Here is a 13,372-nt window from a genome sequence, read left to right as displayed (position 1 = left end):
ATCAAGCCCTCCCGAGTGAGGCGCGCAGGACGGTCATTGTGGATCTGTAGATCGCGAGGGCCTGATCGTGCTGGCGTTTCACATCAATCGCCTTGACCATTTCGTCTTCGAGCGAGACGGCATTGCCATTGGGCGACATCACCCCGGGATTGGCGCGATCCGCCAGCCCGACCGTGACGCTGTGATCGGCGCCGATATGGCCCGCGCGGGTCGAACGCATGCCCGAGGCTGCCTCGCTTTGATACAGCTCTGAGAATGCGGGCAGGTCGCGGGCCATGTAGCCCGGCGTGTCCGCATTCGCGATGTTTTGCGCCACCGCATTTTGCCGGGCGGAGGCATGCACTGCCATCGCACTGGCCATCTGTAATGTTTCAAGTTTCTCAAACACCGGGGCTTCTCCTCCGAGATATCAACCAAGCCTTAAGGGCGAATCACTTAAGAAAACGTTGCGAGAACATCGGGAGAGGCAGATTGGCTTTCACAGGATTCGACACGCTGCGCGCCGAGCTGCGCACGTTGAGCATCGCCCAACCCATCGGTCGGGTGACGCAGGTGGGGCAGGGCATCATTGAGGTCAGCGGTCTGACCCAAAGCGCGACTTTGGGGGACCGCGCCCGGATCAGATGCAGCACCGGGCGCGAGATCGGGGCGGAGGTGCTGTCGCTCGCGCGCGGCTCGCTCAGCCTGCTGCCCGACGGGGCGGCGGATGGTGTGGCCATCGGCGACGAGGTTGCCTTGCAAAACCAAGGTGCCATTTCGCCCGATGACAGCTGGATCGGGCGCATCGTCGATCCGTTCGGCACGGCGCTCGACGGTCGGCCTCTGGCGAAGGGCCCGGTGGAGCGCGGCCTGCGCGCGGCACCCCCTGCGGCGGCCCGGCGCAAGCGTCTGGGGGCGCGGCTGACGACCGGAATGGCGGCATTCGACACACTTTTGCCCTTGGTGCGCGGCCAGCGGATCGGCCTCTTTGCGGGCTCTGGTGTCGGGAAATCATCGCTTCTGGCGAATTTCGCGCGCGGCGTGCAGGCCGATATCGTGGTGATCGCGCTGATCGGCGAGCGCGGGCGCGAGCTGCGCGAATTCGTCGAAAAAACGCTCGGCCCCGAAGGGATGGCGCGGGCGGTGATTGTCGCTGCGACCTCGGATCAATCACCGCTGGTGCGCAGGCGTTGCGCATGGGCGGCAATGGCCGTGGCAGAGCATTTTCGCGATCAGGGCCGCCATGTGCTGTTTCTCGCAGATTCGGTGACCCGCTTTGCCGAGGCGCATCGCGAAGTCGCGCTGGCGGGGGGAGAGCCTGCAAGCCTGCGCGGCTATCCACCTTCGACCTCCTATCAGATCATGGCGCTGGGCGAACGTGCAGGGCCCGGGCTTGAGGGGGCGGGCGACATCACGGCGGTCTTCTCGGTGCTGGTGGCCGGTTCGGATATGGACGAACCCGTGGCCGATATCCTGCGCGGTGTGCTGGATGGCCATGTCGTTCTGGAGCGCGAAATCGCAGAGCGCGGGCGCTTTCCGGCGATCAATCTGCTGCGCTCGGTCTCGCGCTCTCTGCCTGATGCGGCTAGCCCCGAGGAGAACCATTTGATCGGACAGGCCCGTGCGCTTCTGGGCGCCTATGATCGCGCGGAGATGATGATTCAGGCTGGCCTCTATGCGCCAGGATCGGATCAGATGATTGACGCTGCGATCAGGGTCTGGCGCGATCTGGACAGCTTCCTTGCAGCGCCAGCACCAATGGGCACGGCCGATAGTTTTTCACAGCTATCTGACGTGCTTAGCCAAGCCAAACTTTAGAGAAACCGATCCCAAATCAGCTTGATCGCCAGCAAAGAGGATGTCCCCACCAGCAGCGGTTTGATCAGCCGCGCGCCGATCCGCATGGCCAGCAGCGACCCAAGTCGCGCCCCGGCGATCTGCGCCACGCCCATCGCCAGCCCCAAAGCCCAAAGCGGCGATCCCATGGCAATGAACCCCACGAGCCCGCCAATGTTTGAGGCAAAATTCAGAAGCTTGGTATGGGCGGTCGCACGCAACACGCCATAGCCTGCCAGCATCACGAAGCCGATCATAAAGAAGGAGCCGGTTCCCGGTCCGATCAGCCCGTCGTAAAACCCGATCAGCGGCACGAAAGTGGCGGTGAAAAGTGCCGGTTTGATCCGCTCGACCCGGTCGGTATCGTCCAGCCCGGGGCGCAGCGCGAAGAAGGCAGCGATCGCGATCAGCACGAAGGGCAGGGCGTTTTGCAAGCTATCGGTCGGGATGACCGAGACCAGCAAGGCACCGGCCAGCCCGCCCAGAAACGAGACCGCAGCGGCGGGCAATTGCTTGCGCAGATCGACCCGCCCCGAGGCCGCATAGGACAGCGCCGAGGTCGCAGCCCCAAAGGTGCCCTGCACCTTGTTGGTCGACAGCGCCTGCAACGGCGGCACGCCGGCGAGCAAGAGCGCGGGCACGGTGATCAGCCCGCCGCCTCCGGCGATCGCATCAACGATACCGGCCACAAATGCCGCGAGTATCAGCATCGCGACCAACTCATAGCCAAGCTCGAACATGCGCCGTCTCCCTCGATGATCCCGATCGCTTCCTCTCTGCAATCGCGCCGGTTGTAAAGTCTGCACGGTTGCTTCGCGCGCGGGGCTGGGGCTATCTGGAGCCAACCCGGGCCCTGCCCGCATGAGGGCCCACCCGCACGAGGCCCCGCCCGCACAAGGATTGACCCCGCACAAGGATTGACGATGCAAGACCTGCTTTCGACACGCCGCCCGTCGCCGCGCGCGACCGGGAGCCGCCCGTGATCGGCGCGGCCCGCTATTCCGGGTTGGCGGCCTATGTGAGGCCCGCGCAGGCGCGCTGCGAGATATCGCGTACCCTGCTCGGGCTCGTCTTCATCGCAGCAATCTACCTTGTTGCGAGCTGGGCATTGCTGATCGTGCTGGGGCAAGCCGTAGCGCCACGGCACTTGACGCGGCTACTCAGCGAGATCGCATCCGGTTCCAGTCCGCGCGGGCTTGTCATCCTTCTGTCCAGCTTTCTGCCGCTTCTATGTGGCGTGATCTTTGTGACCCGGTGGTGGCACAGGCGCTCTGCCGTGACCCTCCTTGGCCCCGGTGCGTGGCGCTCGGCGCGCGCGGTTTTTCCCAGCGTCTTGGGTGCCGGGTTGGTTTGCGCGGCGCTGGCGCTTTTTGATGGCAATGTCGGGCGCTCGACGCCGCTGGCGATCATGCTGGCGTGGTTGCCCCTGTCGCTGCCGATGCTGGCAATTCAGATCTCTGCCGAAGAGGTTCTGTTTCGCGGCTACCTGTTGCAGCAACTCGGCGCGCGCTGGCGCAGCCGCTGGGTGTGGATGGGGGTGCCCTCCGCCTTGTTTGGCCTGCTGCATTACGACAGTGCGGGATTTGGCAGCAGCGCATGGTTGCTGGTGCTCTGGGCCTTCGCGTTCGGCTGCCTCGCGGCCGATTTGACCGCGCGAACGGGCAATCTCGGAGCCGCCCTCGTGCTCCATCTCGTCAACAACGCCACCTCGATGCTCTTTGTGGGCTTTTACGGCGATCTCGACGGGCTGGCGCTCTACACCATCGTGATCAACGCCCGCGATGCCGCCGTGCTTGTGCCGTGGCTGCTGGTCGATGCGCTCACCTTGTTCATAAGTTGGCTTGTGATCCGGCTGATCTTGCGGGTCTGATTGCAATTCCCCTAAGCTGTCGCTATCTCAGGCCAACGCCACATCAGAACAGCTCAGGGGCCACCCGATGAACTGGATCACCAATTACGTCCGCCCACGGATCAACTCGTTATTTTCACGGCGCGATACGCCCGAGAATCTTTGGACGAAATGCCCCGAATGCGGGACGATGCTGTTCCACCGCGAACTGTCGGACAATCTTAATGTCTGCTCCAATTGCGATCACCACCTCGCGATCACGCCGCGCCAGCGCTTCGGAGCGCTCTTTGACGGCGGCGTCTTCTCCGAGGTGAAGGTCCCCGAAGCGATTGCCGATCCGCTGCATTTCAAGGACCAGAAACGCTATCCCGACCGGATGAAGGCCGCCCAACGCGCCACCGGCGAAAAAGAGGCGATGCTGGTCGCCGAAGGTGAGATCGGGCGCACGCCCGTGGTCGCGGCCTGTCAGGACGCCTCCTTCATTCTGGGCTCGATGGGCATGTATGTGGGCAATGCCTTCCTTGCGGGGGCAGAGCGCGCGGTCAAACTCAAACGCCCCTTCATCGTGTTCTCGGCAGCCGGCGGGGCGCGGATGCAAGAGGGCATCCTGTCGCTCATGCAGATGCCGCGCACCACGATTGCGGTGCAGATGCTCAAAGAGGCAGGCCTGCCCTATATCGTGGTTCTGACCCACCCGACGACGGGCGGGGTCACGGCCTCCTATGCGATGCTGGGCGATGTGCAAATCGCCGAACCCAATGCGCTGATCTGCTTTGCCGGGCCGCGCGTGATCGAACAGACGATCCGCGAAAAACTGCCCGAGGGCTTCCAGCGCGCCGAATATCTGCTTGATCATGGGATGCTCGACCGGGTGACTCACCGCATGAAAATGCGTGAGGAACTCGTCACGATCCTGCGCATGCTAATGGGCATGCCCCCGGCTGTAGCAGGCGATTTGCCCGCGCCCGCCCCACCTGAGGTTGAACCCGTCGTCCCCGCGCCGGAACCGGCGCCCGAGGTCTTGGAGGGTGATGAGGCCAAGACCTGATCTCTTCCTCTTGATCCAAATATCCCAGGCGTGAATTCGGCGGTAGCCGAAGAGGGGGTTGCGCCCCCTCGGTGCCCGAGCTCCCTCTTTCATGACAGGTCCGGCCATGTCCGACGCTTCCGACCAGATCCTTGCACGGCTGATGGGGCTGCACCCGAAGGTGATCGACCTCTCGCTCGACCGGATGGAGCACTTGCTGGCCGCGCTCGATCATCCCGAGCGCAAGATCCCCCCGGTGATCCACATCGCGGGCACCAATGGCAAAGGCTCGACTCAGGCGATGATTCGCGCGGGTCTCGAGGCGGCGGGCCAGCGCGTGCATGCCTATACATCGCCCCATCTCGCCCGGTTCCACGAGCGCATCCGGCTGGCGGGCTCTCTGATCCCCGAGGCCGATCTCGCGGCAATCCTCGATGAATGCGAAGCGGCCAATGATGGCGCGCCGATCACCTTTTTCGAGGTGACGACCGCTGCGGCGTTTCTGGCCTTTTCGCGGGTCGAGGCCGATTACACCCTGCTCGAAGTCGGCCTCGGCGGGCGGCTCGATGCGACCAATGTGATCGAGACCCCCGCGCTCACCATCATCACGCCGGTCTCGATCGACCATCAGCAATTTCTTGGCGAGACCCTGCCCGAGATCGCGGGCGAAAAGGCGGGCATCCTCAAGCGCCGCGTGCCGGTCATCGTGGGGCCGCAGCAAGAGCCAGCGCTCGAGGTGATCGAGGCGCGTGCGCAAAAGCTGGGCGCGCCGATTGCAGCGCACGGCCAGCACTGGCAGGTCTGGGAAGAGCGGGGGCGGCTGATCTTTCAGGATGAAACCGGGCTGCTCGATCTGCCTTTGCCGAACCTGCCCGGGCCGCATCAGGTGCTCAACGCGGGGGCGGCTTTGGCGGCGCTGCGCCAGTTGGGCTTTGATGAGAGCGCCTGCGAGGCGGCGGTGACGCGCGCACGATGGCCCGCGCGCATGCAGCGCCTGCGCCAAGGTCCGCTGCCAGAAGCAGCCCCCGAGGCCGAGATCTGGCTGGATGGCGGGCACAATCCGGCGGCGGGCGAGATGCTGGCCCAGACGCTTGCGCGATTGCCGCAGCGCCCGACCTATCTGATCTGCGGCATGCTCAACACCAAGGATGTGACGGGCTATCTAAAGCCGTTGGCGGCCCATGCGGCGGGGCTCTTTGCCGTGTCGATCCCCGGAGAGGCCAATACGCTGCCCGCCGAGACGACAGCGGCCGCCGCAGAAGCCGTGGGGATGTCTGCGGCACCCTCCGCCTCCGTGGGCATGGCGCTGGCCACCATCGTGGCGCGCGACCCGCAGGCGCGGGTGCTGATCTGCGGTTCGCTCTATCTTGCGGGCCGGGTGCTGCAGGAAAACGGCTGATCCTGCACATGCGCTCACCTCTTGTGCGCAGGCTTGGGGTTCGCCCCGGCGCGCCCAGACATTACCTTGTGGCGCAGAGACAAAAGGAGACGCATCTTGATCGAATTCGGCATCGACACGTTCGGAGACATTACCCGCGACGCAAACGGGCTGCGTAGCCCTGCGCAGGTAATCCGCGACACGCTGGCCGAGGGCGAATTGGCCGAGCAGGTCGGGCTGGATTACATCGGGCTGGGTGAGCATCACCGTCCCGATTTCGCGATCTCGACGCCGGAGCCGATCATGGCCGCCATTCTCGCGCGGACCGAGAAGATCCGGGTCGGCACCTCGGTCACCGTTCTCTCATCAGACGATCCTATCCGGGTGTTTCAGCGGTTTTCCACGCTTGATGCGCTGGCGCCGGGACGCCCCGAAGTCACGATCGGCCGGGGCTCCTTTACCGAGAGCTTCCCGCTTTTCGGTCTCGCGCTTGATGATTACGAGGTCCTGTTCGAAGAAAAATCCCAGATGTTCCATCAGCTTGTGACGCAGGAAAAGGTCAGCTTCGAAAGCCGGTTCCGCCCGCCGCTGAAATCCGTCACCGTGCATCCGCGCCCCGAGCAGCCGCTGCGGGTCTGGCGCGGAGTGGGCGGCAGTCCTCAATCGGTGATCGAGACGGCTGCGATGGAAATGAACCTGATGCTCGCGATCATCGGCGGCGATGCGGCGCGGTTTGCCCCGCTTGTCGATCTCTACAAACGCGCCCATGAGCAGCTCGGCACGAAACCGGGCGTGATCGGCGTTCATTCGCCCGGCCATATCGCAGAGACTGACCAACAGGCCCAAGACGAGTTTTTCCCGGGCTATCAGAAGATGCATGCGATGATCGGTGCGTCGCGCGGCTGGCCGCCCCTGCGCCGCGAGCAGTTCGAGGCCGAGATCGCGCATGGATCGCTTTATGTCGGCAGCCCCGAGACGGTCGCGGCCAAGATCGCCAGCACCATCAAGGCGCTCGATCTGACGCGGTTCACGCTGAAATACTCCGCAGGCCAGCAAGACCCGGCGACCCTGCGCAAGACGATTGAGCTATATGGCACCAAGGTTGCGCCCCGCGTGCGCGACCTGCTTGGCTGACCAGCGCGCTCAGACTGAGCCGCGCGGCATCGGGGTGCGGCCCTCGCGATAGGGTGTCCAATCCTCGATATGCGGGTAGTAGCGCTTGCGCCACGCCCGCACGCGCGGGTTCATCCGTCGCCGCCACAGCGGTGGGATCATCGCCAGCGCGGTCATGCCGGGATAGCCGAAGGGCAGTTGCGGCGCCTCCTCGGCATCATAGGTCTGCAAAAGCGGGAAGCGCCGGTCGGGTTTGTAATGGTGATCCGAATGGCGTTGCAGATTGATCAGCAGCCAGTTCGATGCGGTGTGATCGGCATTCCAGCTATGGCGCGGCAGGACATGCTCGTAGCGCCCCTCGCCCAAGTATTCGCGCGTCAGCCCGTAATGCTCGACGTAATTCGTCAGCTCAAGCTGCCAGATCGCGAAGATGGCTTGCAGCACGAACAGTCCCAGTCCCGCCCAGCCGCCAATCGCGAAGGCCAGCGCCAGCGCGGTCAGTTGCAGCGCGCCGTAGCGCCAAAACGGGTTCGAGCGGTGCCAGACCGGGCGCTTCGCCCGCGCGAGTTTCAAACGCTCCGCCCGCCATGCCGAGGCGGGACATTCTCGGATCACCCGCCAGAAAAACCGGTGAAACCCTTCATTGTAGCGCGCAGAGACCGCATCGCGTGGCGTGCCGACCCACAAGTGATGGACCAGCAGATGCTCGGTGCGGAAATGGGAATAGAGCACGCTGGCCAGCAACAGATCACCCAGCCAGCGCTCCATCCGGTTTTTTTGATGGAGCAGCTCATGGGCATAGACGATCCCGATCGTCCCCGAGATCACGCCCACGCCGAACATCAGCGCCACGATCTCAAACCCGTTGAGATCCGCGCCATGTGTCACCCACCAGATCGTGCCGTAGATCACCGCGATCTGAATCGGCCACCAGATCAGCGTGATGGCACGGTACCAGCCCAGCGCGTCCTCGGGGGTTTCCGTATCGGGCTGATCCTCGTTGCGGCCCAGCAGCGTGTCGAGCATGGTCACCAGCCACCACGCATAGGCGGGCAGCAAGATCAGCGTCCAGCCCCCGAACCACGCCTCGATGACCACAAGTGGCACGGTGCCAAGCGAAAGCCAGAACGGGAGGGCGTGACCGGGGCGGCGTAACTCTTCGCGGTTTGACATTCTGGCCTCAATTCTGTGCGCACGGATATGATAGCGTGGGATTACTCCGGCACAATCATCCAGACAGCGGCAGATCAGCGCTTTGCGCCGCGTCCCACACCTTGCGCATCAAGGTCGGCAGATCGCCGGGCGCAAACTGGGCGCGCGCCGTGAAATCGTTCCCCTCCACCTGCGCAGTGAGCACGCGCAGGTGGAGGTGGAAATGCGTGAACGTGTGGCGCACCTCGGCGGGGGCTTCACGCCAATCGGCCTCAAATGGCGGGGCTGGGCTGGGGGTCTCTGACCAGTCCGAGCCGGGAAAGCCCAGCGTGCCGCCCAAAAGCCCCTTGTCGGGCCGGCGTTCCAGCAGCACATCGCCCGCCGCATTCACCGCGACATAGGCAAAGCCGTGCCGCGTGGGTTTGGGCTTTTTCGCAGCTTTGCGCGGCAGATCGGCGGCGATGCCCTGCGCTTGCGCCGCACATGCGCCAATCAGCGGGCAGATCGCGCAGGCGGGATTGCGGGGCGTGCAGATCGTGGCGCCCAGATCCATCATGGCCTGCGCAAAATCGCCCGGACGCTGGTCCGGGGTGATCTGGGCGGTCAACTCGGTCAGTTCCGGCTTGGCTGTGGGCAGCGGCGTCTGCACGGCGAACAGCCGCGAGACGACGCGCTCGACATTGCCATCCACGACAGGCACCGGCGCGTCAAAGGCGATCGCGGCGATGGCGCCTGCGGTATAGGGGCCGATCCCGGGCAGCTTTTGCAACTCGGGGGCGGTTTGGGGAAATTGCCCGCTCAGCTCATCGGCCACGACGCGGGCGCATTTGAGAAGATTGCGCGCCCGTGCGTAATACCCAAGCCCGGCCCATTGCGCCATGACATCGGCATCCTCGGCCGCCGCTAACGCTGCGACATCGGGCCAGCGTTCGGTGAAGCGATGGAAATAGTCGCGCACGGCGGCCACGGTGGTTTGCTGAAGCATCACCTCGGAGAGCCAGACCCGGTAGGGATCGGGGCGCATGCCGCCTGCACGATCCGCCGGAGACACCCGCCAAGGCATCACGCGGGCATGGGCATCGTACCATTTCAGCAGGCTTCCGCCGATTGGGCCTTTACCGTCACGCAAACTTTATGCTCCCCTCTTTTACACCTGTTGGCCAGCACCGATGTGCTGCTTAGTATGACCGCGATCAAGAGGAACCCTGCCTGCAATGCGCGCAAAACACCATAACGGCAAGCCCGACAGGCGGATGCGTGGCTTTGAAACCGCAGGCGGTCTGCTGCGCACGCGGATTCGCGAAGTGGGCGAGGCGCGCGGCTTTGCGGTCTCGCGTTTGCTGACCCATTGGGCCGAGGTCGTCGGGCAGGATCTGGCGGCCCAGACCCGCCCGGTCAAGATCGGCTATTCCAAGGGCGGGCTTGGGGCGACGCTGACTTTGCTGACCACCGGCCCTGCCGCGCCGATGGTTCAGATGCAACTGCCGCAGATCCGCGAGAAGGTGAATGCCTGCTACGGTTACAACGCGATTTCGCGCATCTCGCTGACGCAAACCGCGCCGACCGGCTTTGCCGAAGGTCAGGCGCAATTCACCCCAGCGCCGAAACCCGCCCCCAAGGCTCCCGACCCGAAAATTCTCCGGGCCGCAGAACGCACCACGGAGGGTTGCGCGAATGCCGAGCTAAAATCGGCGCTGGAAACACTGGCAAGAAACGTTCTAACGAGGTCCGCGGAACGGGCCGCGCAGAAGAAAGGCTGATTCATGAGCAAAACTCTTACGATCCTAGGCGGTTTGGCCGTTGCGGGTGTTCTCGGTGCCGGTGGTTGGTATGCCAGCCAGCATAGCGAGGCGAGCCTGATCACGGCAGCGCAGGCGCAAGAGGCCACTGCCGATACGAAAGACGTCCAAACCTTGCCCGACGTGGTGCTGGGTCAGGAAGATGCGCCGGTCACCGTGATCGAATATGCGTCCTTCACCTGTCCGCATTGCGCACATTGGCATGAGACCGAATTTCCGACGCTGAAGAAGGATTACATCGACACCGGCAAGGTGAAGTTCATCCAGCGGGAAGTCTATTTCGACAAGTTCGGGATTTGGGCGGGGCTGATCGCGCAATGTGGTGGAGATCCCAAATATTACGCGATCTCGAATATGCTCTTTGACAAGCAGAAGGAGTGGATCGGCGACGGCAAGCAGCAGACCATCGCTGACAACCTGCGCAAGATCGGCCTGCAGGCTGGGCTGAGCCAAGATCAGGTCAATGCCTGCATGAGCGACGAGAAGCGCGCCGAGCAACTGGTTGCGACCTACCAGAAGAATGCCAGCGCCGATAAGATCGATGCCACGCCGACATTCCTCATCGATGGCGAGAAACACGCCAACATGGCTTGGGACGATTTCAAGAAGATTCTCGACGACGAACTGGCCAAGAAGGCCAACTAAGCCAAGAAGGCCAACTAAGATTGCGCGTCTGAGCGACAGGGCCGGTCCTTCGGGGCCGGCCTTTTGCGTTACAGACCGAGCCGCGCGAGCGCTGCGTCGAGGGGCGCGCGGGCGGGGATCTCAAGCCGCACCGGCAGGCTCAGCACCTTGGGGCGGAAGGCGGGCGGCAACCGCATCGCGTCCTTTTCGGTGGTGACAAGCTGCGCGCCCAAAAGCGTAGCCTCGGTCTCAAGTCGGGTCAGCAGGCGGGGCGAAAATGCCTGATGATCCTCAAGCGCTTCGCTGCGCAGCATTTGCGCGCCGAGCGACTGCAGCGTGGCGAAGAATTTCTCGGGATGGCCTATGCCTGCAAAGGCCAAAACCGGAAGCCCCCCCCAATCCATACCGGTTTGCAGCGGCCGCAAAGCCCCGGTCATATGCGGCACGGTGATCTGGTCTCCCCAGGTTTGCGCGAAGGAATGCTGCGCAGCATTCTCTCCGATCGAGATCAGAAGATCGGCGCGTTTCAGCCCCTGCGCCACCGGCTCGCGCAGCGGTCCGGCAGGCAGGCAGCGCCCGTTGCCAAAGCCCTTCACCGCGTCGACCACAACCAGCGACAGATCTTTGCGCAGCGCCGGGTTCTGATGCGCATCGTCAAGCACCACCGCCTCCGCCCCGGCGGCCACGGCGGCCTGCGCCCCCGCCGCGCGGTCGCGCGCCACCCAGGTCGGTGCGAAGGCTGAAAGCAACAATGGCTCATCCCCAGTCTGCGCCGCGCTATGGAGCCGCTCATCGACGCGCACGGGGCCCTCCAGCGTGCCGCCGTAACCGCGGGTGACCACATGCGCGGTGATCCCGCGTGCGGCGAGATGTTGGGTCAGCCAGATAACCGTGGGCGTCTTGCCGGTCCCGCCTGCATTGATATTGCCGACGGAGATGACCGGGACCGCCAGCGCCTGTCCCGACTTGCGGACACGGCGCGCCGTGGCGCGCGCGTAGAGCGCGCCCAGCGGCGACAGAACCCGCGCGGCCAGTCCGGGCGCCTCAGGCGCGTTGAACCAGAACAGCGGAGCGCCCATCACGTTCGTCCGTTTGCGATATGGCCTTCAAGGAGGGCCGCGACGCCGCCCGCGACGGTCTCGACCGCGCCCGCGCCGCCCGAGGACACCAGCCACGCATTATGCGCCAGATGAGCCGCGCGGTCCGGTGCGATCAGATCGGCGAGCGCATCGGGCAGATCCGACGCGCTGCGGATGCCGCGACAGGCATGGGCGTTTTCCAGACGGATATATTGCGCACGGGCCGGGCCCAGATGCGGCCCGTGCAGGACCGCAGAGCCAAGCGCTGCCGGCTCGAAGGGCGCGCGCGGCCCCTGCGCCTCGCCGCTGAGCGTGCCGCCCATATAGGAGAGCGGCGCAAGGCGGTACCAAAGCCCGTATTCCTGCGCATCATCGGCCACGAAAATCTCGGTCGTCTCCTGCGGCTCGCTCTCTTGCGACCGACAGGCCACGGCCCAGCCCTGCGCGCTCAGCTCGCGTGCGAGGTCGGCGCCCTCAGAGCTGTCATCGGGCACCAAAACCAGAAGCAGGCGATGGGCGTGGCGCATGGCGTAGCGATGTGCGCCGAGGATGATATCCAGTTCGGCGCGGGGCAGGCTCGTGGCCAGCCAGACAGGCCGCGCACCAATCGCCTCGGCCATCGAACTGCGCTCGGCCTCTGAGCAGGGCAGCGGATCGGCGGGCTCTGAAAGCGCGCCGTCACTGACCGCGATGGGGACCGAGGACAAGCGCCGCTCCAGCGCGCTACGGCTGCTATCGTCGCGCAGATAGATCCGCTCGAACCGGGCCAGCAGCTTGATCATCCGGTCGCCCGAAATCGCATCCACCCCGGTGCCGAACTGCGCATCGGCCAGCGCCAGTGCAATCCCGCGGCGGTTGGCCTCTGCGATCAGCGCGGCGGGCAAGCGATTGCCCAAGATCAGGATCATCGCGGGGCGCCATGCATCAAGCACAAGACGTACCGAGGCCGGGCGATCCTCGGGGGCGGGCAGACAGAGCGTCTCGGGCGGCAGCTCGGTCAGTCCCGAGAGATCCGTGCAATAGGTCAGCGCGATTTGCAGCTCGGGAAGCCTTGCAGAGACGCGGCGAGCGACAAGCGCCGCCCGCGCGCCCCCATCCGAGCAATCCCAGATCCACAGCAGAACGCCCTCGGGTCGCTCCGAGGCGGTCGCCGCGCGCGCCCGCGCGCCTGCGGGGCGCAGTGCGGAAAGCGGGCGTTCGATCCATGCAGGAAGGGTATGCCGCATTCCGCCGCCGGTCCCTTTATCGATCAGTTGCCGAGTTCTTCGGTGGGCGAGACTTCCAGCTCTTCGTCGCGCAGGCGATGCAGGTGGGCGATGAAGTAGCGGGTATGGGCATCGTCCACGGTGCGATGCGCGGCGCCTTTCCAAGCGGCATAGGCGGTCGCATAGTTGGGATACATGCCGACGATGTCGATCTTCGAGACATCGGCGAATTCCGAACGCGTCGGGTCTACAAGCTCACCGCCGAAGACGAGGTGAAGACGCTGTGGGCTGGGTTTGGACATGGCTATACTCCTGTGCGCTTTTCTGCGGT

General features: G+C 64.6%; 14 protein-coding genes. 7 read left to right on the top strand and 7 right to left on the bottom strand.

Going from position 1 to position 13,372, the window contains the following annotated elements; genetic code table 11:
* Position 1 precedes the first annotated feature (1 nt).
* A complete protein-coding gene (locus DL1_RS10530) occupies positions 2–388 on the bottom strand; it encodes a FlgB family protein (RefSeq protein WP_038065855.1) in 387 nt (128 codons plus the stop codon).
* A gap of 83 nt (positions 389–471) precedes the next feature.
* Here DL1_RS10530 and DL1_RS10525 point away from each other — a divergent pair, with 83 nt between their 5' ends.
* Entirely contained in the window at positions 472–1,797 is a 1,326-nt protein-coding gene (locus DL1_RS10525) for a FliI/YscN family ATPase (RefSeq protein ID WP_038065853.1), read from the top strand.
* Here DL1_RS10525 and DL1_RS10520 read toward each other — a convergent pair.
* Positions 1,794–2,555: a TSUP family transporter gene (locus DL1_RS10520; RefSeq protein WP_038065850.1), complete on the bottom strand. Its 762-nt coding sequence runs from the start codon at positions 2,553–2,555 to the stop codon at positions 1,794–1,796. The two genes, DL1_RS10525 and DL1_RS10520, sit on opposite strands and share 4 nt — an antisense overlap.
* Positions 2,556–2,794: 239 nt before the next feature.
* On the opposite strand from DL1_RS10520, the gene DL1_RS10515 reads away from it, so the two are divergent.
* The 4 genes from DL1_RS10515 (at position 2,795) to DL1_RS10500 (ending at position 7,203) form a co-directional block, all read left to right on the top strand.
* Positions 2,795–3,685 carry a CPBP family intramembrane glutamic endopeptidase gene (locus tag DL1_RS10515; protein ID WP_038065849.1) on the top strand — a complete coding sequence of 297 codons (891 nt, stop codon included), beginning with the start codon at positions 2,795–2,797 and terminating at the stop codon, positions 3,683–3,685.
* A 67-nt stretch (positions 3,686–3,752) separates the two neighbouring features.
* The gene (gene accD / locus DL1_RS10510; protein ID WP_038065847.1) at positions 3,753–4,712 is read left to right on the top strand and encodes an acetyl-CoA carboxylase, carboxyltransferase subunit beta; all 960 of its coding nucleotides are present in this window, start codon (positions 3,753–3,755) and stop codon (positions 4,710–4,712) included.
* Between the two features lie 106 nt (positions 4,713–4,818).
* Positions 4,819–6,090: a bifunctional folylpolyglutamate synthase/dihydrofolate synthase gene (locus tag DL1_RS10505; RefSeq protein ID WP_038065844.1), complete on the top strand. Its 1,272-nt coding sequence runs from the start codon at positions 4,819–4,821 to the stop codon at positions 6,088–6,090.
* A gap of 93 nt (positions 6,091–6,183) precedes the next feature.
* Positions 6,184–7,203 (top strand): LLM class flavin-dependent oxidoreductase, encoded by a 1,020-nt coding sequence (locus tag DL1_RS10500; RefSeq protein ID WP_038066006.1) that lies wholly within the window; start codon positions 6,184–6,186, stop codon positions 7,201–7,203.
* A 9-nt stretch (positions 7,204–7,212) separates the two neighbouring features.
* Here the strand turns inward: DL1_RS10500 and DL1_RS10495 are convergent, their stop codons facing one another.
* The gene (locus DL1_RS10495) at positions 7,213–8,355 is read right to left on the bottom strand and encodes an alkane 1-monooxygenase (RefSeq protein ID WP_038065842.1); all 1,143 of its coding nucleotides are present in this window, start codon (positions 8,353–8,355) and stop codon (positions 7,213–7,215) included.
* Positions 8,356–8,410: 55 nt separating this feature from the next.
* Positions 8,411–9,463: an A/G-specific adenine glycosylase gene (mutY, locus tag DL1_RS10490; RefSeq protein ID WP_038065839.1), complete on the bottom strand. Its 1,053-nt coding sequence runs from the start codon at positions 9,461–9,463 to the stop codon at positions 8,411–8,413.
* 85 nt (positions 9,464–9,548) lie between these two features.
* Here mutY and DL1_RS10485 point away from each other — a divergent pair, with 85 nt between their 5' ends.
* Together DL1_RS10485 and DL1_RS10480 are read left to right on the top strand one after the other, a co-directional pair.
* Entirely contained in the window at positions 9,549–10,094 is a 546-nt protein-coding gene (locus DL1_RS10485) for a DUF721 domain-containing protein (RefSeq protein ID WP_038065837.1), read from the top strand.
* Between the two features lie 3 nt (positions 10,095–10,097).
* Positions 10,098–10,778 (top strand): DsbA family protein, encoded by a 681-nt coding sequence (locus tag DL1_RS10480; protein WP_038065835.1) that lies wholly within the window; start codon positions 10,098–10,100, stop codon positions 10,776–10,778.
* Between the two features lie 68 nt (positions 10,779–10,846).
* On the opposite strand, the gene lpxK is transcribed toward DL1_RS10480, so the two are convergent.
* From lpxK to DL1_RS10465, 3 genes are read right to left on the bottom strand one after another with little or no spacing between them, the layout of a single operon-like run.
* Positions 10,847–11,836 carry a tetraacyldisaccharide 4'-kinase gene (gene lpxK / locus DL1_RS10475; RefSeq protein WP_038065833.1) on the bottom strand — a complete coding sequence of 330 codons (990 nt, stop codon included), beginning with the start codon at positions 11,834–11,836 and terminating at the stop codon, positions 10,847–10,849.
* The gene (locus tag DL1_RS10470) at positions 11,836–13,062 is read right to left on the bottom strand and encodes a 3-deoxy-D-manno-octulosonic acid transferase (RefSeq protein ID WP_051693481.1); all 1,227 of its coding nucleotides are present in this window, start codon (positions 13,060–13,062) and stop codon (positions 11,836–11,838) included. The genes lpxK and DL1_RS10470 overlap by 1 nt, the downstream gene beginning before the upstream one ends.
* Positions 13,063–13,085: 23 nt before the next feature.
* The gene (locus DL1_RS10465) at positions 13,086–13,343 is read right to left on the bottom strand and encodes a DUF4170 domain-containing protein (RefSeq protein ID WP_038065831.1); all 258 of its coding nucleotides are present in this window, start codon (positions 13,341–13,343) and stop codon (positions 13,086–13,088) included.
* Positions 13,344–13,372: the final 29 nt, after the last annotated feature.

It is taken from the genome of Thioclava dalianensis, assembly GCF_000715505.1.
Taxonomy (GTDB): Bacteria; Pseudomonadota; Alphaproteobacteria; order Rhodobacterales; family Rhodobacteraceae; genus Thioclava; species Thioclava dalianensis.
This window is presented reverse-complemented; position numbering and strand designations above follow the sequence as displayed.